We start from the raw sequence: 25,908 nt of genomic DNA, 5'->3' as shown, positions 1-25,908 counted from the left end.
CATGTCTCTTACAAATATATTTTTTAATATAGCTGTAGGCATTAGTGTATTTTTTGCCTTGTGCTTTATTGTATTATTTGTAGCTTATACGGTGATTTACCGCCGTGTCAATAAAAACTTTAAGGCGGTGGACCATGATTAGTCAAATTGTGATGATTATTGCCTTGATTTCGATTTGGTTGTCCTTAGCCTGGGGCTTAGTAATCCTCTTTTCAGCCGTTCATTTTTGGTTTAAACACAGTGATTTTCGTGTTAATACGGATCCGCTTCCTTATTATCCAAAAGTGACGATCGTTGTACCCGCCCATAATGAGGATGTGGTCATTGCACAAACAGCCAAAGCGATCCTTGATATGAACTACCCACATGATCGTGTTGAATTACTGCTCTTTGCGGATAATTGTTCCGATCGCACCTATGAAGAGTGTTTGGCGGTTAAAGCATTGCCAGAGTATGCCGGACGTGATTTGACCATTATCAATCGAAGCGGGACAGGTGGGAAAGCCGGTGTGCTAAATGACGCTTTGGCGATGGCAACCGGAGACTATATCTGCGTCTATGATGCAGATGCCATGCCTGAAAAAAATGCCCTTTATTTCCTTGTCAAAGAAGTCCTTAAAGATCCAGAACGCCATGTGGCTTCTTTCGGTCGCAATAAAACGCGGAATGCCAATCAAAACTTCTTGACCCGCTGTATCAACCAAGAGATTGTTGTCACCCAACGGGTCCACCATGTGGGTATGTGGCACCTCTTTAAGATTGGACGGATTCCAGGAACCAACTTCATTATTCAAACTGAATTTGTTAAGAGTATTGGAGGATGGAAAAACGGTGCCTTGACAGAGGATACGGATATTTCTTTCAAGATTATGCAAAGTGGGAAGTTGATTGCGCTAGCCTATAATTCAGAAGCCTTCCAACAAGAGCCAGAGACTCTGAAGAGTTATTATATGCAACGGAAACGTTGGGCCAAAGGGAATTATGAAGTGGTTCTTTCCAACTTCAAGCATTTATTTGGTAAGGGAAATTGGCGCGTGAAGTTAGAAGTGACCAACTATTCCTGTGTCTTCTTCTGGTTTAATGCGGCCATCGTCTTATCGGACTTGATCTTTTTTGCCAATATTCTGGCCATGTGTATCCATACAGTGGTGCCAGGTGTGCAAATTCCATTTGCCTTTGATTCAGAAAATATCTACATTGCGCAATTGATGCTCTTCAATTGGATCTTGATGATTGGGCTTTACCTGCTTCAGATTAATGTAGCTCTTGCTTCACAATTTGGTCAAGCTACTACCAAGCAAATTTGGTTGGCCTTGGCCGCCTATTTCACCTATTCTCAACTGTTTATCATTGTGTCGATTGATGCCATCTCTTCGATTGTGATGGATAAACTATTGCACCGGAAAGAAACCAAATGGGTTAAAACAAAACGATTCGCAGGATAGGAGAGATTATGAATACGAAAAAGATGAGATATGTATGGTTTCTAGTCATCCTTTGCATTTTCTGTTTGACCTTGTTTTTAGCGAGAACGAGAAGTAAAGTGGAGATGCGAAATCGAATTTATCGGCAGTGGAATGAGCATTTTGTTGTTTCAAAAGGGAAAGAATCCTATGTTCGAACCACCAATGATAGCAATCAAACAGTAGTGTTATCCGAGGCGCAAAGTTATGGAATGCTCATTACTGTTGCAGCTGCTGAAAAAGGACAAGCCCAACAAGCAGACTTTGACCGACTCTATCACTATTATCTAAATCATCGCTTAGAAGGTACCCAATTGATGTCTTGGAAACAAACCATCAGCAATGGAAAAGCAAAAGATGAGGATCATAACGCCACAGATGGGGATCTCTACATCGCCTATGCTCTTCTAAAAGCTGCTCAGCAATGGCCAAAGCAAGCCAAAGACTACCAGGTTCAAGCCAAAGCGATTTTAGAAGATATTCTCGCACACAACTACAATGAAGAAACTGGTGTGTTAACGGTGGGGAATTGGGCCAATCAGGACTCGGAGTTTTATCATTTGATGCGGACGTCTGATACACTGCCAGCGCAATTCCAGATCTTTTATGAAGTGACAAAAGATTCGAAGTGGTTGGATATCAAAGAAAAGATGTTGCAGCAACTCCAAACGATCAGCTCCCAAACCAAAACAGGTTTACTACCTGATTTCATCTGGGTAGATGAGCAAGGAACGCGTGTAGCGGATCCCAAGACGATTGAATCCAAGTATGATGGTGCCTACTCGTATAACGCTTGTCGCCTTCCATACAACCTTGTTCAAAGTAAGGACAAAACCAGTCAACAATTGGTGAAAAAGATGCTTAACTTTTTCAAGAGTCAACGAAACCTGTATGCAGGTTATGACTTGAAAGGGAAGGCCTTGAACAATCATCAGGCAGCAAGCTTTTTGGCACCGATTGTCTATGCCTCTGAACATGAAAAAGGCTATTTGAAGTTGGTTCAACAGAACAAGTATATCTTTACACAAGATCTACCTCTGAATAACTATTACGATGCAACCATGACAACTATGATTGCACTAGAATTGTTCTAAATACTTGAGAAAAGAGAGTTCCCCAGGATGGTCTGTCCATTTTGTTGGGACTCTCTTCTTTTGATTCTCGAAAAAAGGAACCAATAGCAATTAGGCAGTCTATTTTTGAAAAATAATTGTGAAAATCACCTGAAAACTACCTGAAAAATCATGCTCTGAGCAGAAAACTTTTATTCTCAAAGGATTTTCTATATAATAGAGGATACAAAGGATGGAAGAGTTTATGTATCGAGTGATTGAAATGTACGGGGACTGTGAACCCTGGTGGTTTTTAGAAGGTTGGGAAGAAGATATCGTGAGTAGTCGGAAGTTTGAAGACTATTACCAGGCTTTGAAATACTACAAGCAGAAGTGGTTGGAGTTAAATGAGCACTTTCCAAGTTATAAGAGTCGGAGTGACCTCATGACGATCTTTTGGGATACCAAGGAGCAAGAGTGGTGTGAGGACTGCAGTGAAGATGTGCAGTTTTTCCATTCGATTGTCCTCCTAGAAGACGAGCATAAGATCCCTAAAAGCAAGCTCCGCCCAGGCTACGAAAAGGAAAGAGGCAGTCGCAAACACCGTTCTTGTCAATATACACTCGATTCAAAAAAGGGGACGACCCTGTCATAAGAGAAATGCGGAAGATTTTTTAGAGCGATCTAGAAAGTCTTCTTTTTTTGTCTTCTTTTTCGAATAGTATAAGTGAGAGGAGGAACTATGGTTCAAGAAATTGCAAAAAAATTGATCCGCATGGGAAAAAAGGAAGAAGCTCAGGATCTTTACTTCATTCCTCGGAAGGAGGAGTACCAGGTTTTTATGAGGGTGGGAGATGAGAGGCGCTTTGTGCAATCCTTCCCTTTTGAGGACATGACGGCTATTATCAGCCACTTTAAGTTCGTGGCAGGGATGAATGTGGGAGAAAAAAGGCGCAGCCAGCTAGGGTCGTGTGATTACCCATTAGAGGATGGAATGGTTTCGATTCGCTTGTCGACGGTGGGGGATTATCGTGGTTATGAAAGCTTGGTCATTCGGCTCTTGCATGATGAGGAACGTGAATTGCGGTTTTGGTTTGATCAGTTGCCAGACTTGCAGAAGAAATTGGCCGGTCGTGGTCTCTATCTCTTTGCAGGTCCTGTTGGTTCGGGAAAGACCACTCTCATGCATGCTTTGGCGCAAGAGCGCTTTGCGGACCAGCAAGTCATGTCTATTGAAGATCCTGTCGAGATCAAGCAGGATAATATGCTTCAGCTTCAGCTGAATGACCAGATCGGCATGACATATGACAACCTGATCAAACTCTCCTTACGCCATCGGCCGGACCTTCTCATCATTGGAGAGATCCGAGATAAGGAAACAGCTCGTGCAGTCGTACGAGCTAGTTTGACAGGAGTCACCGTCTTCTCTACTATTCATGCCAAGAGCGTTCGAGGTGTTTATGAGAGGCTCTTAGAACTTGGAGTGAGTGAGGAAGAGCTCAAGATTGTTTTACAAGGTATTTGCTACCAACGATTAATTGCAGGAGGAGGTGTGGTCGATTTTGCGACGGAAAACTACCAAGAGCACTCAGCCAGCCGCTGGAACCAACAAATGGATCTCTTGGCTCAATCGGGATATATCCAGCTGGCTCAGGCGCAAGCCGAAAAAATTATCTACCGCTAAACAAAAGCAAATCATCGAATTGTTTTTGAATCTTTATTCGAGTGGTTTTCATCTGTCTGAGATTGTCGATTTTCTGGATCGCTCTCACCTAGTGGAGAGTCGTTTGGTTTCCCAGATGCGAGAGGACCTCTCGAGGGGGCGGAGTTTTTCAGAGATGATGGCGGGGATCGGTTTTTCAGATGCGGTCACGACACAGCTGTCTCTCGCTGAACTCCATGGCAATCTTGCATTGAGCTTGGAGAAAATCAGTGCTTACCTAGAAAACATGCGCAAGGTCAAGAAAAAGCTGATTGAGGTGAGCACCTATCCTCTCATCTTGCTTGGATTTTTAGTTCTGATTATGCTAGGCTTGCGCAATTACTTGCTTCCTCAAATGGATGCTCAAAATATTGGGACGCAATTGATCAGTTCCTTCCCCCAACTCTTTTTGGCCTTAGGAGCGGGACTGGTGATCTTCTTCTTACTCAGCTTTCTCTATTATCGAAAGTCAGGCAAGATCAAGGTTTTTAGAACCTTGTCTCATCTGCCTTTCGGGAAAGGCATGATTCAAGCTTATTTGACAGCCTATTATGCCAGAGAATGGGGTAATCTGATTGGACAAGGATTGGAATTGTCTCAGATTTTTTCCATGATGCAGGGGCAAAAATCCCAGCTTTTTCAGGAAATTGGAAGGGACTTAGCTCTTTCTTTAGATCGTGGCCAGTCCTTTTCAGAGACGGTCAGGGGGTATTCTTTTTTCAAAAAAGAATTGTCCCTTATGATTGAATACGGTGAAGTCAAATCAAAGCTCGGAAGTGAGCTAGAGATCTACGCTGAAAAAACATGGGAAGATTTCTTTCGTCGGGTTCACAAGGCCATGAATGTGATACAACCCTTGGTGTTTGTCTTTGTGGCTCTTGTGATTGTCTTACTCTATGCAGCCATGTTGCTGCCGATTTATCAAAATATGGAGGTCCATTTATGAAAACATTAAAAACCTATAAGGTTAAAGCCTTTACACTTATTGAAATGTTGGTGGTCTTATTGATCATCAGTGTGCTCTTATTGCTCTTTGTGCCGAATTTGACCAAGCAAAAAGACTCCGTGAAAGAGACAGGAAATGCAGCGGTTGTGAAGGTGGTCGAAAGCCAGGCTGAATTGTACGAGCTCAATCATACCAATGACCAAGCTACTCTAGCAAAGCTGATTGCTGATGGAAATATTACCAACAAACAAGCAGAGTCCTACCGTGCCTATTATGCGAAAAATAGTGGAGAAACTCGTGCGGTTGCAGATTAAGGCCTTCACCTTGGTGGAGACTCTTCTGACCTTGATGATCGTCAGTTTTATCTATCTGGGCTTATCGGGATCGATCAAGACGAGCTTTCAGCAGGTGGAAGAAAAAGTATTTTTTGCAGAGTTTGAACACCTCTATCAAGAAAGCCAGAAAATAGCGCTGGCAAGGCAAACGGAATTGGATGTTGAAGTGACTGCAAGGAAGATTCAAACGCCTTACCAGACGGTGGAGATTCCTGATTCTGTCATTTTGCAAGATCCTAAAACTATTCGTTTAGACCGTGCAGGTGGCAATTCATCCCTGGCCAATGTTCACTTTCAGACACAGAGAGGAGTGGTGACCTATCAGCTTTCGCTTGGAAATGGGAAAATTAAAAAAAGCATCCGTTCCCGCTAGTATTCTCATAGAATCTTTGGTAGCCTTGGGTTTATTTGCCATGATTACGACCTTATTGTTAGGGGAGATCCGGCGTTCGCGCAAGGAGCGACTAGCGGATTTCAAAGAGGTAGAGGTCTTATCTGTCGCTCAAATGGCGCTTCAGACAGGGCAAAATCATCTAGAGGCCAATGGCATTCAGGTTCAAGTCGAAAAAGATGCCGATCAACTCACGGTCTATCATCAAGGGAAGGTGGTACTGCATGTGGAATAACGGAAAGGTCAAGGCCTTTACCCTGCTCGAAGCCTTGGTCGCTCTCTTGGTGCTCAGTGGGGGAGTGTTGGTCTTTCAAGGCTTGACCAAGCTCCTGCATGCTGAATTGGACTACCAGGCACATCAAAAGCAGGAAGAATGGATACTTTTTCAGCAACAATTGCAGGTGGAATTGGATCGGAGTCATTTTGAAAAAGTAGCGGACAATCATATCTACTTGGTTCAGGATCAAAAACCAATTGCCATTGGTCAATCGAAAGGGGATGATATCCGAAAAACAGATGATAAGGGCAGGGGCTATCAGCCTATGATTTCAGGGGTTCACTCTAGTCAGATTTGGCAGGAGGGAGAGTCGCTTCATCTGCGGTTGAATTTTGAAGATGGTCTAGAAAGGGAGTATGTCTACCATGTGGTACCAGCGATACAAAATGAAAAAAGTTAAGGCTGGTGTCTTGCTTTACGCTCTCTTGATGGCAGCGATTTTTAGTCTCTTGCTTCAGTTTTACCTGCACCGTCAGGTTGCGGAAAGACGAATCTTAAAGACGAGTCAAGATCGCCTTCGGGCCTATGCTTTGGTGCAAATGGCTCTTGAAAAGAGAAAGAGTGATGAGAAGACATCAGAGATTCATTTAAAATCTGGAACCGTTCAGCTAAAGAAGGATACTGGTTTTCTTCATGCCCAGGCTGAGATGGATGGCGAAAGCTATGAGTTTGTCCTTCCAGTAAGGGAAGAAAAAGAAAGTAAGAAGAGCCAAAAAGAAAAGAAGAAGACACAGAAAGATAAGGAGAAGGCAGGGAGCGAAACGCCTTCTGAAGAGACGCCAAACGAGATCAAGGAACCATCAGAAAATAGCGAAAAAGACTAATTTTTGGTATGATAGGGTGCGGAGGAAATCATGAATTTCGAAAAAATTGAACAAGCTTATACCTATCTATTAGAAAACACTCAAAGTATTCAAAATGAATTGTCGACCAACTTTTATGACGCCTTGATTGAACAGAATGCCATGTATTTGGATGGCAAGACGGATCTAGACATTGTTAAAAACAATAGCAAAAAATTAAAAGAACTAGGTTTAAGTAAGGAAGAATGGCGCAGAGCCTACCAATTCCTTTTTATGAAAGCTACTCAGACAGAACCTTTACAAGCGAATCACCAGTTCACACCAGATGCGATTGGTTTTATCATTACATTTTTGATCGATCAGTTGGCTAAAAGCGACCAACTGGATGTCTTAGAAGTGGGAAGTGGAACCGGAAATCTCGCTGAGACTATTGTCAACAATAGCCGTCTCACGATTGATTACTTAGGATTGGAAGTAGATGATCTCTTGATTGACCTATCTGCTAGTATCGCAGACGTAATGGAGTCTAGTGTTGTCTTTGCACAAGGCGACGCGGTGCGTCCGCAAGTGTTGAAAGAAAGTGACTTGATCGTTAGTGACCTTCCAATTGGTTATTATCCAGATGAAGCGATTGCACAGCGCTATCAGGTAGCGAGCTCCGAAGGCCATACCTATGCCCATCACCTCATGATGGAACAGGCGCTGAAATACCTGAAACCTCAAGGAGTAGCCATCTTTTTAGCTCCCAACAACCTCTTGACGAGCCCTCAGAGTGATCTTTTAAAGGCTTGGTTGAAAGACAAGGCCCAACTCCTTGCCATGCTGACCTTGCCAGAATCTCTTTTTTCAAATCCAGCCTATGCTAAGACGATTTTCGTCCTACGAAAACAAGAAGAAGAGTCTGTTCAGCCCTTTGTCTATCCTTTTACCGATCTCCAGGATCAAGACCAGGTGGTTCACTTTATGGAAAGTTTCCAAAACTGGTTAAAGGATAGTGAAATTTGATCAAAGATCTGATATAATAGAGGAAGTGAAAACGCTTAATGAGGTGAATATATGTCGAAAACAATTTCTATTAATGCAGGAAGCTCTAGTTTGAAATGGCAATTGTACCAAATGCCAGAGGAAACTGTTCTTGCAAAAGGGTTGATTGAACGGATCGGTTTGAAGGATTCTATTTCAACTGTTAAATTTGATGGACGCTCTGAAAAACAAGTATTAGATATCCAGGACCATACACAAGCTGTAAAAATTTTGTTGGATGATTTGATTCGCTTTGATATTATCAAATCCTACGATGAGATTACAGGTGTGGGCCACCGCGTCGTTGCTGGTGGAGAATACTTCAAGGATTCTGCCTTGGTAGATGACGAAGTCCTTCGAAAAGTAGAAGAATTGTCTTTGTTAGCACCTCTTCATAATCCTGCAAATGCAGCTGGAATTCGTGCCTTTAGAGAGATTTGTCCAAATATTACCAGTGTTGTGGTATTTGATACTTCTTTCCATACAACCATGCCGGAAAAAGCTTATCGTTACCCTCTTCCAACTAAATATTACACAGAAAATAAGGTCCGTAAGTACGGCGCTCATGGAACCAGTCATCAGTATGTAGCTGGTGAAGCTGCTAAACTTCTTGGAAAACCATTAGAAGAATTGAAATTGATCACCTGCCACGTTGGAAATGGTGTATCTGTTACAGCGGTTGACAAGGGAATCTCTGTGGATACCTCAATGGGCTTCACACCTCTAGGTGGTGTCATGATGGGAACCCGTACAGGGGATCTCGATCCAGCGATTATTCCATACTTGATGGAACATACAGAGGATTTCAATAAGCCTGAAGATATTAGCCGCATCCTCAATCGTGAATCCGGTCTTCTGGGTGTTTCTGGATCTTCTAGTGACATGCGGGATATTCATACAGCGATGCATAATGGAGACGAAAAAGCTAAATTGGCTTACGATATCTTTATCGATCGTTTGCAAAAATACATCGGTCAATACTTAGCAGTCTTGAATGGTGCAGATGCCATCATCTTTACAGCAGGAATTGGTGAAAATGCAGTAAATGTTCGCTCTTCTATTATCAATGGAATCAGCTGGTTTGGCTGCAAGGTCGACCCTGAAAAGAACGTCTTTGGAGTTGTCGGAGATATTTCCACAGATGATTCCCGTGTGAAGGTATTGGTGATTCCAACTGATGAAGAGTTGGTGATTGCGCGTGACGTTGAACGTTTCAAAAATCAGTAAACTGAAATAAAGTGAGAAGGCTGGAGGCGAAAGCCCCAGTCTTCTTATTTTATACAAGAAAGAGGTTGTCCATTGAAAAATATACAGTCTTTTATTCGAGAGCACCCATTATGTAAGAATGCCCTCTGGCTCCTGCTTTTTGTGCCCTTATTCTTTCTCTCGCAATTCCCCCTCATCACCATGGTTTATTCCCTTCAAGAAGGAGTAGATGCAAGGTGGGTCACTATCCTCACTCTCTTGGTAACAGTGGCGGTGCTCTTTGTTTTTTATAAGGTCATCAAGATGAGCCCTCTGGAGAACTTAGATGTTCGGGTCATTACCTGGCCGGCTCTGGGGAGAAATTTCCTTTTTCTTCTCTTGTTGATGGCTAATAACCTGCTCGCTTATCCCTTGTTGAAACAAGAGGCAGGTGGTACGACGGCAAACCAAGCGGCTCTAAATGAACTACAATCTCATGCTCCTTTTCTTGCTATGGGAATGGTCGTGATCCTTGTCGCTCCGATTCTAGAAGAGCTGCTTTGTCGGGCCATTATCCCTCGTTTGATCTTTCGAGGGGCAGAACCAATCGGTTATCTAGCCGGTGCTCTCTTTTTTACTTACTTGCATGGACCGAGTACCCTAGGGGAATGGGTAGCTTACGGAGGCATGTCCTTGATCTTAACTTGGGTGGCTTATCGCTACAAGCGGATCGAGTATAGCATTTGCCTTCACATGACCTTGAATGCGCTGGCTTATTATTATCCGGTGGTCATACTCCTTTGTTTATTGCCAGTATGGAGAGTTTTCTTCCATGATAAATTATGATAAAATGGTAGGTACCAATGAGTTTTGATGCAGAACCATCCTACAGAAGGTCAGAAATCCGTATGGAGAGTAGACTCAGAGGTTTAGAACACTTGTTCTAGCCTCTTTTGTTCGCAATCATGCTGTAGGAAGGAAATCAAAGGAGAACGAAAATGATTGATAATAAATGGCTGAGTGGCCAAGGGACCCTTCTTTGTGGGATCTTAAATGTCACTCCGGATTCATTTTCTGATGGCGGTAAGTATACGAGTGTGGATGCAGCCTTGCAACAGGCGAGAAAACTGATCCAAGAAGGAGCTCAGATCCTCGATATCGGAGGAGAATCAACAAGACCAGGTAGTCATTATGTAGAGATCCAAGAAGAGATTGACCGCGTGGTTCCAGTAATTAAAGCCATTCGGAAAGAAAGTGATGTCTTGATCTCAGTGGATACCTGGAAGTCCCAGGTGGCGGCGGCGGCGCTCGAAGCTGGGGCTGATATTGTCAACGATATTACGGGTTTTCTTGGAGATCCTAAGATGGCTGCTGTCGTCGCGGAGCATGAAGCGAGCGCAGTTCTCATGTTTAATCCAGTGATGGCAAGACCGCATCATCCAAGTTCCACTATCTTTCCAAGTTTTGGTTTCGAACCAGTCTTTTCAGAGCAAGAGCTTCAACAGATGGCTCAAGAACCGATTCAAGACTTGATGTGGACCTTCTTTGACCGCTCGCTTGCGGTAGCGAAAGCAGCCGGTGTCCAGACGGATCGTATTATGTTGGATCCTGGGATTGGTTTTGGTTTGACCAAGCGTGAGAACTTACTCTTATTACAAGAACTCGGGACGATTCACCAAAAGGGGTATCCGATCTTTCTAGGGGTCTCCCGCAAACGATTTGTGGTCAATATTATTGAGGAAGCTGGATTTGAGACAGATCCTGCAACGGAGACTGGTTTTTGGAATCGGGACCTGGCTTCGAGCCATTTGACCAGTATTGCAGCCAGTCAAGGAGTCGAAGTGGTGCGGGTGCATGATATTCCCCTTCACAAGATGGCAGCCAGTCTGGGCCAAGCCATTTTCCAAGCCCAAGAGGCAGCAGATACCAATTTAAAACAATACAAGTAAATGAAGACAAAAGAACATCAGTTGGATCTTCGTTGGCTAGAAGCCTATCGTTCCCAAGATCCACATTTCGGTTTGGATCGCATGGAAGCTCTCTTGGCTTTGAGAGGAAATCCTCACCTAGACTGTCGGGTTATTCATGTTGCGGGGACCAATGGCAAAGGATCTACCATTGCTACCTTGTCTCAACTCTTGAGGCAGGCAGGTTTACGGGTTGGAGTCTTTACCTCTCCTTATCTGATCCATTACAATGACCAAATCACCATTAATGGCGAAGCCATTTCAGATCAAGACCTGCAAGCCTACCTGGATAGCTACCAGCAGCTCCTGCAAGCTGAACAATCAAGGGCCATCTTTCAAGGTTTGACGGAATTTGAAGTGATGACGGCCATCGCCTATGATTATTTTGCTCACGAGGAGCTGGATTATGTGATCATGGAAGTCGGTATGGGGGGACGACTTGACAGTACTAATGTCTGTCAGCCTGTTCTGACCGCGATCACTTCGATTGGCTTGGATCATGTTGCCCTTCTTGGGCCAGATCTGGCTTCCATCGCCCGTGAAAAGGCTGGTATCATTAAGCCAGGAATTCCTCTGGTTCTAGGGAAATTAGAAGCAGAAGCCAGCCAAGTCATTGAAGGCATTGCGATTCAGAAGCAGGTACCGATAACAGCCTATGACAGAGATTACCAAGTTGAGCTAGCGGCCTCTTGTCTATCGGGCCAATCCTTTTCTTATCACAGTTCCAAAAGAGAAACAGCCTCCTATCAAGTAGCGCTCTTGGGTCATCACCAGGCCAGAAATGCAGCTCTTGCGATCAGTATTTGTGATGTACTTTTTGAAAGAGAAGGGCGTGAACTCTTGTCAAGAGAGTTAGTGGATGATGCCTTGCATCAGGTCATCTGGCCTGGCCGAATGGAAGTGGTCTCACAAAATCCCATGATCTTGCTAGATGGGGCCCATAACCCCCACGCCGTTGCGCCTTTGATCGCAAGTCTTCGGGAACTGTTCCCAAGTCAAAAAAAGACCATTCTTTTTACCTGCATCCGGACCAAAGCCTTAGAAGAGATGCTCATTCAGTGGCAGGAACTAGAAAATAGTCGCTTGATCCTCACGACCTTTGAAGATCCAAGAGCCTATTCTCAAGAAGAGATAAGAGCTGCTGCGAAAAACCATCAGCTTGAGGAAGTCAACTGGCAAGAGTTTCTACAAAACTGGCAAGCAAAAGGCGATGAGCTCCTCATTGTAACGGGGTCGCTCTACTTCCTTAGCCAGGTACGACCTTATTTATTAAAAACAGAAAAATCCAACTAGGAGATGATATGGATACAAAGAAAATTGAAGAAGCAGTGAAAATGATCATCGAGGCAGTCGGTGAAGATGAGAACCGTGAGGGACTTCAGGAAACGCCGACCCGCATTGCCAAGATGTACCAAGAAATATTTGCAGGACTAGGGCAGACAGCAGAAGAGCACCTGTCTAAATCATTTGAAATCATTGATAACAATATGGTGGTCGAGAAGGATATCTTCTTCCATTCCATGTGTGAGCATCACTTTTTACCATTTTATGGAAAAGTGCACATTGCCTACATTCCAAATGGCCGTGTGGCTGGGCTTTCCAAACTGGCTCGTACGGTCGAAGTTTACGCTAAAAAACCACAGATTCAGGAACGTTTGACGGTAGAAATCGCAGATGCCTTGATGGAATATCTTGGAGCACAAGGAGCACTTGTCTGGGTAGAAGCAGAGCATATGTGTATGAACATGCGTGGTGTCCGTAAACCTGGGACCGCTACAGTGACAACTGCTGCGCGTGGACTGCTTGCGACAGATAAAGACTTAAAAAATGAAGCCTATAAACTCATGGGCCACTAATGGCTGGCTATAAGAGGTGAACAGAGTGGATCAATTACGGATCAAGGACTTAGAGGTATACGCCTATCACGGTGTTTTCCCAGCAGAAAAAGAATTAGGACAACGCTTTGTCCTAGACCTATGGGTAGATTATGAGATGACTCGTGCTGCCCGCACAGGTGATTTGGAAGCTTCGATCCATTACGGGATCTTGGCGGAACAGTTGACCGAGTGGATGCAGGCAGAAAAGATTGATCTGATTGAAACGGTGGCCTTTCAATTGGTTCAAAAGATTTTCGAAAGCTATGCCTTCGTAGAAAAAGTTCGTCTGGAGTTGAAAAAACCTTGGGCTCCTGTTCCCTTGCCACTCGAGACTTGTTCGGTGACAATCGAACGGGAGAAAAAACGGGCCTTTATTGGGCTTGGCACCAATATGGGAGATAAACAACTGCAACTAGAGACGGCGCTAGAAAAACTCAAGGATCGAGGCATTCGCCTTCTTCAGACATCCACAAGGATTGAAACAGAACCCTGGGGAGGAGTGGAGCAGGACACCTTTTTGAATCAGGTGGCAGAGGTTGAAACCTGGATGACCCCAGAGGATTTACTAGAGACCTTACTTGCTATTGAGCAGGAAATGGGGCGTGTCCGTGAGATCAAGTGGGGGCCACGTGTGATCGATCTAGATCTGCTCTATATGGATGACACCATTTGTTACAGTCCGAGCTTGATCTTGCCGCATCCTTATGTGGCAGAACGTGCCTTTGTCCTAGAGTCTTTGAATGAAATTGCTCCTCATTTTGTGGACCCTGTTCAAAGAAAGCCCATTCGCCAATTATGGGAGGCTGTCAAATAGTCCCTCTTCTTTGCATCATAAAAAACAATCCCTCGAACAGGGATTGTTTTTGTTTGTCTTAGTTTATTTACGATACAAGCGATCGTATTGGTAGACAGGGTCCATGGTGACGTTGATACCGAGCTTACGAAGGACGTTCTTATCTTCGTCTGTCAGCATCACGGTTGAGTGGGCTTCACTGCCTTTCAACTTGCCTAATTCTTGCATAGCAAGCTTAGCATCTTCGTTGCTCATGGCTGTAATGGCAAGAGCAATGAGGATCTCGTTTGAGTGAAGACGAGGGTTACGGCTACCCAAATGATTGATCTTCAAGCCTTGGATAGGTTGGACGTATTCTGGCTCGATTAATTTGGTTTCTTTATCAATATGCGCCAATTTCTTGATCGCATTGATCAAGAGGGCTGCCGTTGGACCAAAGAGATCAGAGGTTTTTCCGGTCACCATCTCGCCGTTTGGCAATTCAAGGGCCAAGGCTGGCTCCCCTGTTTCTTCTTCTTTCTGACGAGCAAGCACGGTCACTTTCCGGTCATTTGGAGTAATGCCCAAATCATTCATCAAGAGCTCAATCTTCTTGACAGATCCTTCACCGACACGCTCTGCTTTAACATCCAAGATAGTTTGGTAATAGCGACGGATGATTTCTTGTTGGGAAGCTTCAATCGCAGCGTCATTGTCCACAATGGCAAAGCCAACCATGTTGACGCCCATGTCTGTTGGAGAAGCGTAAGGAGAGGTTCCTAAGATGCGTTCCAACATGCGCTTCAAGACAGGGAAGATTTCGATATCGCGGTTGTAATTGACCGTTGTTTCCCCGTAGGTTTGGAGGTGGAAAGGATCGATCATATTGACATCGTCTAGATCTGCAGTCGCTGCTTCATAAGCTAAGTTAACTGGGTGGTGCAAAGGAAGATTCCATACTGGGAAGGTTTCAAACTTAGCATAACCTGATTTGATCCCATTTAATTGGTCATGGTACATATTGGACATACAAGTTGCCAGCTTACCAGAACCAGGTCCAGGAGCCGTTACAACGACCAAATTGCGGCTAGTCTTGATGTAGTCATTTTTCCCCATCCCTTCAGGAGAGATGATGTGGTCGATATCGGTCGGATAGCCCTTGATCGGATAGTGGAGATAAGAGGCGATGCCGCTCTTGTCCAGTTGTTTGCGAAAGGCGTCTGCTGCAGCTTGTCCAGCATATTGGGTGATGACAACAGAGCCTACAAAGATCCCCAATTCATTGAATTTGTCGATCAAACGTAGCACTTCTTGATCATAAGAAATTCCTAGATCCCCACGGGCTTTTGAGTGCTCAATATTGTTGGCATTGATGGCAATGACAATTTCCACTTGGTCGCGCAATTCTTGGAGCAACTTGATCTTATTATCTGGTTCGTATCCAGGGAGGACACGAGCAGCGTGGAAGTCTTCTAACATCTTACCACCAAATTCAAGGTAGAGCTTGCCATCGAATTGGTTGATCCGCTCAATAATGTGGTCACGTTGCAAGTTCAAATACTTTTCAGAACTAAAAGCTTGTTTTTTCATGTAAAACTCCTGTATATAAGGGAAGGGCCTGCCACACAAATCCAAGGATGAGTGTTCCGTCCCTACCATTTCATTCTTTCATATTATATCAGAAAACAGATGGAAGATAAAATATTCTAAGATACTTTCCTAAGGGGAATGTGGATGCCAAAGGGCTCAATGGTGACTCACGGTGGAAAGTTTCCAAGAGAAGTTTGTTTTCCCCCTAAAAAAGCCCCTTACGGGGCTTCAGATCGATGCTGCTTAATAGTGTTTGATCAAATCAACTGTAGAGCGATCCAATTTCTTAACCAATGCTTGTAAGAAGGCTTGCGCTTGCAAGAAATCATCCATGGCATAGAGGGTTTGGTGAGAGTGGATGTAACGTGCACAGACACCAATAGTGGTTGATGGGACTCCACCATTCTTCAAGTGTGCTGCACCTGCATCGGTACCACCTTTGGCACAATAGTATTGGAATTTGATGCCCGCTTCTTCAGCAGTAGTGAGCAAGAAATCTTTCATATTTGGTAGCATGATGTGACCTGGATCGTAGAAGCGAAGCAGTGTTCCTTCCCCAATCGCACCTTGGTCTCCAAAGACATCAGCTGCTGGCGAACAGTCTACAGCAAGGAAGATTTCAGGATCAAATTTAGTGGTTGAAGTGTGAGCTCCACGAAGTCCCACTTCTTCTTGAACGTTGGCCCCTACATAGAGTTCGTTGTTTAAGGCTTGTCCAGAAAGACTCTTAGCCAATTCGCTGACCATCAAGACGCCGTAGCGGTTATCCCATGCTTTTGAGATGACGTTTTTACCATTAGCAGTGAGAATCGCAGAGCTATCTGGGACCAAAGTATCTCCAGGACGGATCCCATAACTTTCAGCTTCAGCCTTAGAGCTAAAGCCTGCATCAAAGACGATGTCGCTAATAGCAGGTACGGTTGGTCCACCTGTTCCACGTGTCAAATGAGGAGGAACAGATCCTGAAATAGCAGGGTATTCACGCCCGTCACGTGTAAAGAGTTTGAAGCGTTGGCTGCTGACGACCATCGGATTCCAACCTCCGATTGGGACAACACGGAAAGTTCCGTCAGCTTTGATTTCGCTGATCATAAAACCAACTTCATCCATGTGAGCAGCTACTAAGATACGAGGAGCATCGGCTGCTGTGGAGTGTTTGACCCCAAAGATCCCACCGAGACCATCTGTCACGATTTCGTCCACATGAGGGGTCAATTGTTGGCGCAAATAATCCCGTACAGGAGCTTCATGACCTGAGATAGCAGGGATTTCAGTTACTTCTTTGATTTTAGAAAATAAATCAGTCATAGGTTACCTTCTTTCTGATGCTATTTTATCACTTTTTCTACAAGGATGGTAGCGTTATTATGGAAATCAGTCTCTAAAAGCAGAGGGAGAGATCTAGCCTAGACCGTTGTCCCTCTGCTTATTTTGTGTTACAATAGGCACTATGAAAGCTAAAAAAATTATTTTGTCTAGTCTGGCTGTAGCAAGTGCAGGAGCTCTTGCGGCCGGTGTCTATAAAATTGCCAAAGATCAAAAGCGTCTCCGTACCCAAGAAGAGTTGGTAGCAGAAGTACGGGAGCAAATGGAAGCCATGGGGACGATTGCGACTCTGTATGTGGAACTCTACGAGTCTAGTGAAGAGCGCTTAGTAGGTGGTGTCATTTTTGAAGATGAGCGCCATTACCGCTTTGTCTATGAGGACGGTCTCTTGCATTATGAAGAGGAAAAACTATGATTACACCAAATTCTCTAGAAGAAATTGCTTCTTATATAGAGCAAGAGGACAAGAAAGTGTTTGTCTTTTCAGCAGATTGGTGTGGGGATTGCCGTTACCTCAAACCTTTTTTGCCGGAGATTGAGGCTGAAAATCCCGAATTTACCTTTATCTTGATTGACCGCGATGCCTATATGGATCTGGCGAAAGTCTGGGATGTTTATGGGATCCCAAGTTTGGTGGTTCTGGAAAAGGATAAGGAAATCGGTCGGTTTGTCAATCGGGATCGGAAAACCAAAGCGCAGATTACAGCATTCTTAGCAGGATTAAAATAGGAGAAAATCATGATTGTAACATACAACAAAGAACAAGTCGGCGATGTCTTGATGTTGACCCTGAAAAATAGTGGGGAAGCCAAGCTCGCGGTGGAGAGAAAAGGAAAAGTGGCTCGTGTTTACCGTGAGGACAACCAAGAAACGGTTGCCTGGAATATCTTTGATGCCTCATCTTTCTTCGCCATCGAAGGCAAGGGCCAAGTCTTTTTGACAGATGAGCAAGTAGCTCGTTTGAACCAAGAATTGGAAAGAGAAGGCTTCGCAGAACGATTGGTCAATGATCGGGAACCAAAATTTGTGGTGGGAGAAATCCTTGAAATGGTAGCCCATCCAGATAGTGACCACTTGAATATCTGCCAAGTAGCAGTTGGACCAGATAAGACGGTTCAGATCGTAGCTGGAGCTCCAAATGCGCGGGTGGGTCTAAAGACCATTGTCGCTCTTCCAGGTGCTATGATGCCGGATGGCAGCTTGATTTTCCCAGGGGCCCTTCGTGGTGAAAAAAGTTATGGCATGATGTGCAGTCCGCGTGAATTGCACTTGCCAAATGCTCCTCAAAAACGAGGCATTATTGAATTGGATGATGCAGAAGTAGCAGGGATACCTTTTGATCCTGCTCGTCACTGGCACGAATAAAGAGAAGAATCTAGGATGTTTTGGATCCTAGATTTTTTTGATTTTGGTTTGTCACCTCCATTTTTTGAAATTTTTTCGAATAAATAGATAGGAGGTAAATGATGTATAATAAAGTTATTTTAATCGGTCGCCTAGTAGCGGCCCCAGAATTGCATAAAACCAGCACAGACAAATCCGTTGCCCGAGTGACCGTTGCGGTCAATCGTCGCTACAAGGACCAAAACGGGGAGCGAGAGACTGATTTTGTCAATGTGGTTGTCTGGGGGAAATTGGCTGAAACCATGGCTAGTTATGCCAGTAAAGGGAGCTTGATCTCTTTGGATGGAGAGATTCGGACGCGCCGCTACGAGAAAAATGGGGTCATGCAGTATGTGACAGAGGTCCTCTGCCAAAGTTTTCAGTTGCTAGAGAGCCGCGCTCAGCGAGCGATGCGTGAAAATGGTGGAACGGGAGATTTAGCCGATATCATCTTAGAAGAGGAAGATCTTCCCTTTTAGGATCAAAAAAGAAAGCTGGTTCGTTTATAGACCAGCTTTTTTGATACTTGCTAGGGATTTCATTCGGGAACAAGTCTTTTAAAAATAAATCAAAAATATGCATCTGTACAATAAAAGCCAGCACTTTTCTTGAAAAAGTAGTAAAATAAAGTAATATATATTCAAAATTTTCAGAAAAGGAACGGAGTTTGAAGGGGAAAGAAGAAAGAAAAGAACTGTTAAAATGGCTGATAAAACGGGTTCTACTGGTGATTCCGGTGGCCTGCATCCTCTTGTGGTTCTATGCCGTTTGTCAAACCAGTAGCATCAAGGATCAGACCAAGATCGGTGTCACCTATATGACCATGAACAATGAGTTCTATAAAAGTATTCATTCGGAAATTAGTCGGATTGCTGATGAGAGAGGGGCTCTTGTATCTGTTCGAGATCCAGAATTGGACGAAAAAAGGCAGAGCCAGCAGATCGATGATTTTTGCGCTCAAAAGGTAAATGTGATTGTGATTAATCCGGTTAAAGGGGATAGTCAGCCCATTTTAAGAGCTCTTAAAAAAGCTAGAAAACAAGGAATTAAGATCATTGCAGTTGATACCCAGCTCAAGCATTTTAAGCCGGATGCCAGCATTGTCTCTGATAACTACCAAGCAGGAGTCTTGATTGCGAAAGAGCTGATGAAACGCTCTTCAAATGCTCGGATCCTTCTCTTGGAGCACAAAGGGACTGTTTCGGCAGATACGCGGATTCAGGGATTTAAGGATACCATCAAAGGACATGGCTCTTATGAGATTATCTCTGAACTAGAAACCAAAGGTCAGACGGAGATCGCCATGCCGGCTGTCCGTAAGTTCTTGCAGTCAGGGGGGAATGTCGATACACTAGTTGCCCTAAATGACCGCTCGGCTATAGGAGCTTTAGCAGCGATCAAGGAGCAAGGAATCACTCATCCCATTGCGATTTATGGGATCGATGGCTCACCAGATATGAAAGCCTTGCTACACTCGACAGATGATGTCGTGGGAACCGTTGCCCAGTCTCCGTTGAAGATGGGAGACCGCGTGATGGAGGTCATCCAAGATATGACGGCTGGGAAAAGCTACCAAAAAGAGATAACCATTCCGGTTCAAATGATGACAAAGGAAAACATCGATCACTTTGATGTGAATGGGTGGCAGTAATGAGAAAATTTAGAGGTGTGAGATACAGTTTAGCCATCCTGATGGTCGTAAATTTTATCGCTGTGATGCTCAACAGTATCATCTATCTTCAAGCAACCAACTATATCATTGCCCAACGGCAAGCTTCTCTATTAGTAGAACGCTTAGAGCGTATTCCTTTTGCGCCCTCTACAACTTTTTGGTTGTCTGCGCTCTTATTTGCTGGAATTGCCTTGATCTCCATGAGTCGTTACCGGTCTCAAACGAGTCGATGGTCCATTTTTGATAAGTGGAACATTCTGGAGATCCTCCTGATGTTGCTCTTGATGTGGGTCCAAAATGTAGCTTATAACGGGCTTATTCTATTGGTTTTTGCGGATATCTTCTATGGTTCCAAAGAGTTGAATACCAAGCGAGACCGCAAGTATTGGTTTGCGTTTATCCTAGTGAGTTTCTTGATGCTTCTTGTGACCAATTCAGACGTCTTTTCGCTTTTCTTTCCGATACCTTCTCTTGATGTCTATATTCATTTTTATCCTGCCTCTATTCGGATTCTGGCCTTTTTCTTGAAGAATTCCCTCTATGCCTTGAATATGGTGCTCTTCATTATTTCACTTTTGTTCTATATTATGAATGTTCTTGCGGAAAACCACGAAGTAGAAGAAGAGTTGGCCATGGTTTCGAAGGTCAATACGGAGTTGAACAACTATATGGCCTTGTCTGAGAAGATTGCAGAAGATCGGGAGCGCAAGCGGATTGCTCGGGAAATTCACGATACCTTGGGACACGCGCTAACAGGGATCTCGGCCGGCTTAGATGCTGTTGGGGTCTTGATTGATATCGATCCCAATCGGGCAAAAGAGCAGGTAAAAAGTGTATCAGAAGTTGTCCGGGAAGGGATCCAGGATGTGAGGGGCTCTCTCAACCGCCTCCGTCCAGGTGCCCTTGAGGGACGAACCCTCAAAGATGCTTTGGAAAAGATGATCCGCGAGTACCAGACGCTTTCCAACTTGCAGGTTGATTTACACTATGAATGGGTCGATGTCGATATGGACGTCATGATTGAAGATACGATCTTTCGTGTGATCCAAGAGTCTATGACCAATGCGGTTCGCCACGGTCATGCCAGTCAGATGAGCCTTCATTTTTTTGAGGATAAAGAAAATTACCTGATTGAGTTGCAGGACAATGGGGTTGGATTTGAAACCTTGACCTATGGCTATGGGCTCAAGCAGATGATGGAGCGTATTTCCATCCTAGGAGGACAGCTTCAATTTGAAAGTCGCGATGGATTTTTCACGCGCGTCAGTTTACCGAAATATAAAGAAGGGAGATAGAGATGGTGATAAAAGTAATGGTGGCAGATGACCAGGCCTTGATTCGAGAATCTCTGAAAATTATTTTGTCAGCCCACCCCGATATCGAAGTGGTGGCCACAGTGGAAGATGGGAATCACGTCTTATCTAGCATTCCACAGACACATCCTGACCTGATCTTAATGGATATTCGGATGCCAGGCATGGATGGGGTTTTGGCGACAAAAGAAGTCAAAGAGCACTATCCGGATATCAAAATTATTATTTTAACGACCTTTGACGATGATGAATTTATCTATAGTGCACTCAAGTATGGTGCTTCAGGTTATCTTTTAAAGGGAGCCTCGACAGAGGAACTCTATGAAGCGATTAAGGTGGTATATCAGGGCGGAGCCATGATCAACCCGAATATCGCTAGTAAAGTCTTTCAAATTTTCTCACAAATGGCCAAAACCAACTTCTCTATTGCTGTAGATGAGGACAATGTCAAGGATTTGAGCACGACGGAATGGCGCATTATCCAAGAGGTCGGCTATGGGGAGTCCAATAAAGAAATTGCAGCCAAACTCTTCTTATCAGAAGGAACCGTGCGCAATTACTTATCAACGATTTTGGCGAAATTAAACCTACGAGATCGAACGCAATTAGCGATCTGGTCAGTCCAAACAGGAGTGACGAGACGTGATTTTTCTAAAGGAAATACAGAATGAAATTGAAGCGAAAGCATCTTTGTTGGGGGATTGGTCTCCTTGTTGTGCTCTGTGCGAGCGCGGGTTTTTATTGGTGGAAACAGCAACCGACCGTACTCCATATCGGCGTTTATGCAGGTTCTAGCTGGGATGTGCCGACCAGTCAACGTTCCCATGCCTTGGATCGTGCGATTCAAAAATTTGAAAAATCCCATCCCCACGTTCGTGTAGAGTATGAAAACGGGATTCCGCAGTCAGATTATTCAGACTGGCTCTCTGAAAAGATTGTCTCAGGAAAGACGCCAGATGTGTTTATGGTCTCTGAGCAAGATCTTTCCTTATTAGCAGCGCGAGGCGTATTAGAAAAGTTAAACGGCTATATGGATCGAAAAGATCAAGCTGCCTTTTATCCCGTTGCCTTTGAATCCGGTGTCTATCAGGGGCAAACCTATGCCTTACCTTATGAAAGCAATCCGATTTTGATGTGTGTCAATAAAGATCTCTTGGATAAAGAAGGTATCGCGGTTCCCAAAGAAGGCTGGACCCTTGAAGAGTTCTATACGATTTGCAAGAAACTAACCAAAGATACCAATGGGGATGGGCAATTGGACCAATTTGGGAGTACAGAATACACCTGGAAAGAAGCCTTGGCGGCAAATGGAGGTCATCTCTTCCAAGGAGGCATGCTCAAGCTGACAGCTCCAGAAGTCAAAGAATCTTTGACTTTTCTGCAAAAATTGGAAGATCTAAATAAAAATTACAAGGTGAGCTCTAAAGATTTTGACCAGGGGAAAGTCGCCTTCTATCCCATGACCTTGGCCCAATATCGGACCTATAAACCTTATCCCTACCACGTTTCAAAATATTCAAACTTCACCTGGACCTGTATCCCGATGCCTGCTAAGTCAAAAACGACCAAGGCAACCTTGGTCACGACGACTTCTTTTGCTATGTCAGCTCGGAGTTCTCATTCCAAGTTGGCTTGGGAATTGATGCAACTCTTGACAGAGGATCCAGAAATCCAACAAACTCTCTTTGCCCAATCCCAAGGGATCTCTGTCATGCCACAGGTAGTCAAGAGCCGCTCTAGTAAAGACCTCTTGCAGGTAGATGATTTTGGAACGGATTCCTTGACCAATCAGACCTTGAACCGCATCATGGAACAAGCTGTTGAAAGTAGTCCGAAAAATGTCTCAAAAGAGGTGTTAGAAAAGCTAGACTACTTGATCGGTAATGCCTTGCGCGATCAGGATGTCGAGAACCGCTTGCCTCAAATTCAGAGGGAGATTGAAAGTAGTCTACAGGTAGGAGTTTAGAGTAAAATAAGATGGCATTTTGTCAAGTGACAGATGTCATTTTTTTATTGCTAAATGTCATATTAGGAATGTGACATTTGACAATGTAAAAACGCTTTCAAATAATCTACAATAGAGTCAAATAAAGGAGGCGTAGAAAAATGAAATACCTCGTTTTGGTCAGTCATGGCGGACTGGCAGAAGGTCTAAAAACATCACTAGCCATGTTTGCTGGTGATAAGATGGATCAAGTCATCGCGGTTGGACTCAAAGAAGGAAAATCGGTCGATGACTTCGCAGTTGATTTCAGAGAGAGCATTTCAGGATTGACAGCTGATGATTCTGTTTTGGTCTTGGCAGATATCGTAGGTGGTAGTCCATTAACCACTGCAGCCACGGTTCTAGAAGAAGCTGGAAAGCTCGATGGAGCCTTAATCCTTGGTGGGATGAACCTCACCATGGCCTTGACGGCAGTTGTGATGAAGGATGTGTTGGATGGAGACGATTTGTCAGCCACCATCTTATCAGAAGCACGATCTGCACTACAGCCTTTTGAAGTTTCAGCCACTGGTGCTGAAGAAGATGATGACGATATTTAATAGGGAGGTACCTTATGGTAGTAACATTTGTACGGATTGATGACCGCATGATTCACGGTCAGACAGTCACACGCTGGGCAAAGGAAAAACCATGTGATGGTTTGATTGCCGTAAACGATGCAGCAGCATCAAACAAGGTTTTGATTCAAGCTTACAAAGGCGCATCAGACAAGAAAACCTTTGTATGGACAAAGGAAGCCTTTAAAGAAAAATCAGCAAAAGTAACAGAATCAGATAGTCGTTACTTCTTGATCACCAAAAATCCAATCGATATGAAGGAAATTTTGGTCGACCAAGGGTTTGTCCCAGGTGATGTCAAAGAAATCATTGTTGGCCCTGCAAATGATCGTCCAGGTGCTGTGAAATTGGGAAATAACCAATCCATCACTCAGGAAGAAGCAGAAGCCTTCCAAGCCATTCAAGCAGCAGGCTACAAGGTGAAATTCCAATTGTTGCCAGATGTTTCCATCGGGTATTGGGATGATTTCAAATCAAAATTTGGTTTTTAAAACTAACAGTCCTATCTGTTAGGTAAATAAATTTACAAACAAAAGGAGCGTTTGTTATGACAATTTCATGGATTCAAGCAATCTTGCTTGGTATTTTCGCCAGCTTGTCTTCAATGCCTGGTATGGGAGGTTCCAGTATCGGGAACTATACACTCGGTCGTCCTTTGATCGGTGGGTTGATTTCAGGTTTAATTCTTGGAGATGTGACAACTGGTATTATGGTCGGGGTTGCCCTTCAAGTCGTTTATATCGCCTTAGTAACACCTGGTGGTACCGTATCTGCCGATGTGCGTGCCATCTCTTACATCGGTGTTCCTCTTGCTATCTTGTTTGTGCATGCCAACAACATCACAGATGAAGCAGGAATCGCCGCAGCTGCAGCTCCAATCGGTGCAGCCGTTGGGACAATCGGTACAGTTCTTTTCTACGGTACCGCTACTATGAACTTGGTATGGCAACACATCGGTTGGAAAGCCGTTGAAGAAGGAAACTTCAAAAAACTCTACGCAGTTGACTGGGTTTACCCTTGGATCTCTCACTTCCTCTTCTCTTTCCTTCCAACAATGATTATCACCAAATACGGTGAAAACATGGTTGATTTGATGAAACAATACCTTCCTATGGATGGTTACTGGATGAAAGCCCTCTTTACAGTCGGTGCTCTTCTCCCATGTGTCGGTATTGCCATCTTGTTGAAACAAATTGTTACAGAAGCAACTGACTTCATTCCATTCTTTGTTGGATTTACCTTGGCGAAATCTCTCGGATTGAACTTGGTATCCAGTGCCGTTGTTTCATTAATCTTTGCAGTAATCTACTATGAACTTGAAGTGATCAAATCGATGAAAGCTGCTCCAGCCGGAGTGGTGGACCAAGACGATGATGAGGAGGATATTTAAAATGGCTGATAGAAAGAAAATTTCAAAGAAAACATTAGCAAAAGCATTCCATCATTGGTATTATGGTCATTTGACTTGTTTCTCTCAAGAACATATGCAAACCTTCGGGTACTTGACTTCTATGCTTCCAATCGTAGAAGAAATATATGACACAAAAGAAGAACAAAAGGATGCTATGCAAACCTATACGGCCTTCTTCAACACTGAACCACAACTTGGATCTCTTGTTGTAGGGATCACAGCTGGTTTGGAAGAAGCGCGTGCAAACGGAGATGCAGTAGATGGCGAAACCATCAACGGTATGCGTGCCGGTTTGATGGGACCAATCGCTGGTATTGGTGACTCATTGGTCGTTGGTACCTTGATTCCAGTTCTCTTAGGGATTGCCCTTGGCCTTTCTAAAGGTGGTAACGTCGCTGGTGCTCTCTTCTACATCGTCGTATGGAACCTCTTAGTCTACTTTGGTATGCGCTTTGCCTTCTTCAAAGGTTACCAATTAGGGGATAAAGCCGTTGAATTCCTTGTAGGACCAAAAGGACAAGCTCTTCGTAAAGCGATCAGCGTTGTCGGTGGTATGGTTATCGGTGCCGTAGCAGCTACTTGGGTATCTGTTACAACAGCCCTTCAATTCAAGAACGCTGAAGGAAAAGTCTTCTTGAACATCCAAGAAAAGATCGATGGTGTTTATCCAGGTCTCTTGACAGCAGCCTTCATCACTCTTTGCTGGTGGTTGATGTCTAAGAAAAAAATTTCACCAAACAAAGTCATGTTACTTCTCGTTGTAGTGGCTTTGATCGGTGTTGCCCTTGGTATCTTCGACCCACATCTTAAATACTAAGGAAAAGAAAAAACGAATTTGCTAGTAGGAGTTTTTGAGAA

At 44.0% G+C, this 25,908-nt stretch carries 32 protein-coding genes; 30 read left to right on the top strand and 2 right to left on the bottom strand.

Going from position 1 to position 25,908, the window contains the following annotated elements; all coding sequences use genetic code 11:
- The first annotated feature begins 1 nt into the window (after nt 1).
- The 18 genes from QM351_RS08325 to folK all read left to right on the top strand — a co-directional run bounded on the left by QM351_RS08325 (nt 2) and on the right by folK (nt 13,835).
- Nucleotides 2-142 (top strand): hypothetical protein, encoded by a 141-nt coding sequence (locus QM351_RS08325; protein WP_003004308.1) that lies wholly within the window; start codon nt 2-4, stop codon nt 140-142.
- Nucleotides 135-1,445, top strand: coding sequence for a glycosyltransferase family 2 protein (locus QM351_RS08320; protein ID WP_045758996.1), 1,311 nt, complete (start codon nt 135-137; stop codon nt 1,443-1,445). The genes QM351_RS08325 and QM351_RS08320 overlap by 8 nt, the downstream gene beginning before the upstream one ends.
- Nucleotides 1,446-1,453: 8 nt before the next feature.
- Complete coding sequence (locus QM351_RS08315; RefSeq protein ID WP_045758997.1) at nt 1,454-2,557, top strand: glycosyl hydrolase family 8; 1,104 nt, start codon at nt 1,454-1,456, stop codon at nt 2,555-2,557.
- Between the two features lie 223 nt (nt 2,558-2,780).
- On the top strand, nt 2,781-3,170 hold the full coding sequence (locus QM351_RS08310; protein WP_031572596.1) for a DUF1033 family protein: 390 nt from the start codon (nt 2,781-2,783) through the stop codon (nt 3,168-3,170).
- A gap of 87 nt (nt 3,171-3,257) precedes the next feature.
- Complete coding sequence (gene comGA, locus QM351_RS08305; RefSeq protein ID WP_347112680.1) at nt 3,258-4,199, top strand: competence type IV pilus ATPase ComGA; 942 nt, start codon at nt 3,258-3,260, stop codon at nt 4,197-4,199.
- Nucleotides 4,132-5,163: a competence type IV pilus assembly protein ComGB gene (gene comGB / locus QM351_RS08300; RefSeq protein WP_176745544.1), complete on the top strand. Its 1,032-nt coding sequence runs from the start codon at nt 4,132-4,134 to the stop codon at nt 5,161-5,163. Before comGA ends, comGB begins: the two co-directional genes overlap by 68 nt.
- Nucleotides 5,160-5,477, top strand: a complete 318-nt coding sequence (gene comGC, locus QM351_RS08295; protein WP_003004178.1) for a competence type IV pilus major pilin ComGC — start codon at nt 5,160-5,162, stop codon at nt 5,475-5,477. The genes comGB and comGC overlap by 4 nt, the downstream gene beginning before the upstream one ends.
- Nucleotides 5,467-5,871, top strand: a complete 405-nt coding sequence (gene comGD, locus QM351_RS08290) for a competence type IV pilus minor pilin ComGD (RefSeq protein WP_003004513.1) — start codon at nt 5,467-5,469, stop codon at nt 5,869-5,871. Before comGC ends, comGD begins: the two co-directional genes overlap by 11 nt.
- Nucleotides 5,837-6,124, top strand: coding sequence for a competence type IV pilus minor pilin ComGE (gene comGE / locus QM351_RS08285; RefSeq protein ID WP_003004353.1), 288 nt, complete (start codon nt 5,837-5,839; stop codon nt 6,122-6,124). Before comGD ends, comGE begins: the two co-directional genes overlap by 35 nt.
- Nucleotides 6,114-6,566 carry a competence type IV pilus minor pilin ComGF gene (gene comGF, locus QM351_RS08280; protein WP_003004681.1) on the top strand — a complete coding sequence of 151 codons (453 nt, stop codon included), beginning with the start codon at nt 6,114-6,116 and terminating at the stop codon, nt 6,564-6,566. The genes comGE and comGF overlap by 11 nt, the downstream gene beginning before the upstream one ends.
- Nucleotides 6,532-6,990, top strand: coding sequence for a competence type IV pilus minor pilin ComGG (gene comGG, locus QM351_RS08275; RefSeq protein ID WP_003004595.1), 459 nt, complete (start codon nt 6,532-6,534; stop codon nt 6,988-6,990). Before comGF ends, comGG begins: the two co-directional genes overlap by 35 nt.
- 30 nt (nt 6,991-7,020) lie before the next feature.
- Nucleotides 7,021-7,974 carry a class I SAM-dependent methyltransferase gene (locus QM351_RS08270; RefSeq protein WP_414327181.1) on the top strand — a complete coding sequence of 318 codons (954 nt, stop codon included), beginning with the start codon at nt 7,021-7,023 and terminating at the stop codon, nt 7,972-7,974.
- Nucleotides 7,975-8,025: 51 nt separating this feature from the next.
- Entirely contained in the window at nt 8,026-9,219 is a 1,194-nt protein-coding gene (locus tag QM351_RS08265; protein WP_023919646.1) for an acetate kinase, read from the top strand.
- A 72-nt stretch (nt 9,220-9,291) separates the two neighbouring features.
- Nucleotides 9,292-10,023 (top strand): CPBP family intramembrane glutamic endopeptidase, encoded by a 732-nt coding sequence (locus tag QM351_RS08260; protein WP_049505968.1) that lies wholly within the window; start codon nt 9,292-9,294, stop codon nt 10,021-10,023.
- A gap of 152 nt (nt 10,024-10,175) precedes the next feature.
- Complete coding sequence (gene folP / locus QM351_RS08255) at nt 10,176-11,126, top strand: dihydropteroate synthase (protein ID WP_049505966.1); 951 nt, start codon at nt 10,176-10,178, stop codon at nt 11,124-11,126.
- Nucleotides 11,127-12,437: a bifunctional folylpolyglutamate synthase/dihydrofolate synthase gene (locus tag QM351_RS08250; RefSeq protein ID WP_414327180.1), complete on the top strand. Its 1,311-nt coding sequence runs from the start codon at nt 11,127-11,129 to the stop codon at nt 12,435-12,437.
- Between the two features lie 8 nt (nt 12,438-12,445).
- A complete protein-coding gene (folE, locus tag QM351_RS08245) occupies nt 12,446-13,000 on the top strand; it encodes a GTP cyclohydrolase I FolE (RefSeq protein ID WP_003019101.1) in 555 nt (184 codons plus the stop codon).
- A 25-nt stretch (nt 13,001-13,025) separates the two neighbouring features.
- Nucleotides 13,026-13,835, top strand: coding sequence for a 2-amino-4-hydroxy-6-hydroxymethyldihydropteridine diphosphokinase (folK, locus tag QM351_RS08240; protein WP_049475011.1), 810 nt, complete (start codon nt 13,026-13,028; stop codon nt 13,833-13,835).
- A 63-nt stretch (nt 13,836-13,898) separates the two neighbouring features.
- Here the strand turns inward: folK and QM351_RS08235 are convergent, their stop codons facing one another.
- Both QM351_RS08235 and pepA read right to left on the bottom strand, forming a co-directional pair.
- On the bottom strand, nt 13,899-15,383 hold the full coding sequence (locus QM351_RS08235) for a DUF1846 domain-containing protein (RefSeq protein WP_414327179.1): 1,485 nt from the start codon (nt 15,381-15,383) through the stop codon (nt 13,899-13,901).
- A gap of 243 nt (nt 15,384-15,626) precedes the next feature.
- The gene (gene pepA, locus QM351_RS08230) at nt 15,627-16,691 is read right to left on the bottom strand and encodes a glutamyl aminopeptidase (RefSeq protein ID WP_021154295.1); all 1,065 of its coding nucleotides are present in this window, start codon (nt 16,689-16,691) and stop codon (nt 15,627-15,629) included.
- Between the two features lie 142 nt (nt 16,692-16,833).
- On the opposite strand from pepA, the gene QM351_RS08225 reads away from it, so the two are divergent.
- From QM351_RS08225 to QM351_RS08170, 12 genes are all read left to right on the top strand, one after another.
- Nucleotides 16,834-17,124: a DUF4651 domain-containing protein gene (locus QM351_RS08225; protein ID WP_003004245.1), complete on the top strand. Its 291-nt coding sequence runs from the start codon at nt 16,834-16,836 to the stop codon at nt 17,122-17,124.
- A complete protein-coding gene (locus tag QM351_RS08220; protein ID WP_045759006.1) occupies nt 17,121-17,438 on the top strand; it encodes a thioredoxin family protein in 318 nt (105 codons plus the stop codon). Before QM351_RS08225 ends, QM351_RS08220 begins: the two co-directional genes overlap by 4 nt.
- 9 nt (nt 17,439-17,447) lie before the next feature.
- The gene (gene ytpR / locus QM351_RS08215; RefSeq protein ID WP_414327178.1) at nt 17,448-18,074 is read left to right on the top strand and encodes a YtpR family tRNA-binding protein; all 627 of its coding nucleotides are present in this window, start codon (nt 17,448-17,450) and stop codon (nt 18,072-18,074) included.
- A gap of 101 nt (nt 18,075-18,175) precedes the next feature.
- Nucleotides 18,176-18,571 carry a single-stranded DNA-binding protein gene (locus tag QM351_RS08210; protein WP_003004675.1) on the top strand — a complete coding sequence of 132 codons (396 nt, stop codon included), beginning with the start codon at nt 18,176-18,178 and terminating at the stop codon, nt 18,569-18,571.
- Nucleotides 18,572-18,759: 188 nt separating this feature from the next.
- Nucleotides 18,760-19,743 carry a substrate-binding domain-containing protein gene (locus QM351_RS08205; RefSeq protein WP_414327177.1) on the top strand — a complete coding sequence of 328 codons (984 nt, stop codon included), beginning with the start codon at nt 18,760-18,762 and terminating at the stop codon, nt 19,741-19,743.
- Nucleotides 19,743-21,059 carry a sensor histidine kinase gene (locus QM351_RS08200; protein WP_045759008.1) on the top strand — a complete coding sequence of 439 codons (1,317 nt, stop codon included), beginning with the start codon at nt 19,743-19,745 and terminating at the stop codon, nt 21,057-21,059. The genes QM351_RS08205 and QM351_RS08200 overlap by 1 nt, the downstream gene beginning before the upstream one ends.
- Before the next feature lie 5 nt (nt 21,060-21,064).
- A complete protein-coding gene (locus QM351_RS08195; RefSeq protein ID WP_037585171.1) occupies nt 21,065-21,748 on the top strand; it encodes a response regulator transcription factor in 684 nt (227 codons plus the stop codon).
- Nucleotides 21,745-23,043 (top strand): ABC transporter substrate-binding protein, encoded by a 1,299-nt coding sequence (locus QM351_RS08190; protein WP_003009814.1) that lies wholly within the window; start codon nt 21,745-21,747, stop codon nt 23,041-23,043. Before QM351_RS08195 ends, QM351_RS08190 begins: the two co-directional genes overlap by 4 nt.
- A gap of 140 nt (nt 23,044-23,183) precedes the next feature.
- The gene (locus tag QM351_RS08185; RefSeq protein ID WP_031572670.1) at nt 23,184-23,621 is read left to right on the top strand and encodes a PTS sugar transporter subunit IIA; all 438 of its coding nucleotides are present in this window, start codon (nt 23,184-23,186) and stop codon (nt 23,619-23,621) included.
- A 14-nt stretch (nt 23,622-23,635) separates the two neighbouring features.
- Nucleotides 23,636-24,130: a PTS system mannose/fructose/N-acetylgalactosamine-transporter subunit IIB gene (locus QM351_RS08180; protein ID WP_000261775.1), complete on the top strand. Its 495-nt coding sequence runs from the start codon at nt 23,636-23,638 to the stop codon at nt 24,128-24,130.
- 56 nt (nt 24,131-24,186) lie between these two features.
- The gene (locus tag QM351_RS08175; RefSeq protein WP_003004789.1) at nt 24,187-25,029 is read left to right on the top strand and encodes a PTS mannose/fructose/sorbose/N-acetylgalactosamine transporter subunit IIC; all 843 of its coding nucleotides are present in this window, start codon (nt 24,187-24,189) and stop codon (nt 25,027-25,029) included.
- Nucleotides 25,013-25,867 (top strand): PTS system mannose/fructose/sorbose family transporter subunit IID, encoded by an 855-nt coding sequence (locus QM351_RS08170; protein WP_049472902.1) that lies wholly within the window; start codon nt 25,013-25,015, stop codon nt 25,865-25,867. The genes QM351_RS08175 and QM351_RS08170 overlap by 17 nt, the downstream gene beginning before the upstream one ends.
- The last annotated feature ends 41 nt before the right edge of the window (nt 25,868-25,908 follow it).

The sequence above is a fragment of the Streptococcus parasanguinis genome (assembly GCF_047465465.1).
Lineage (GTDB): Bacteria > Bacillota > Bacilli > Lactobacillales > Streptococcaceae > Streptococcus > Streptococcus parasanguinis_AI.
Note: the sequence above shows the minus strand (reverse complement) of the source record. Positions and strands in the feature narration are given on the sequence as shown.